The 281-nt window shown below is 59.4% G+C and carries 1 protein-coding gene; it reads right to left on the bottom strand.

Annotated features, from left to right (window positions below; translation table 11 throughout):
* Window positions 1–281 (bottom strand): hypothetical protein (locus tag J0O65_RS28445; protein WP_215409932.1); only part of this gene is annotated, 281 nt, incomplete at both ends.

Genomic DNA, 281 nt, shown 5'->3' with positions numbered 1-281 from the left:
AAGGATGCGGCATCGAGACGCAACATGTCCGCCTGCAAGACGCCGCGCGTGTTGTCGATATTCACGCCGCCCACATGCAAGTCGGCAGTCGCGGCAATCACGCCGTCGGTATTGTTCAGTACGCCCTTGCTGACGATGTCCGCCGCCGCAGCGGACGTGATGCGGCCCTTGCTGTTGTCCAGCACGCCTGCTTGCAGATTCAAGATGCCCGTGCCTGCATGCTCGATCTTGCCGTCCTTGTTCGTAACGCTGACGGCATCGATGTTCAGGTTCTTGCTATT

The organism is Janthinobacterium sp. JC611 (genome assembly GCF_018682595.1).
Classification (GTDB): Bacteria; Pseudomonadota; Gammaproteobacteria; order Burkholderiales; family Burkholderiaceae_D; genus Janthinobacterium.
The sequence above is the reverse complement of the archived record's forward strand: the minus strand, read 5'-3'. Positions and strand labels throughout refer to the sequence as shown.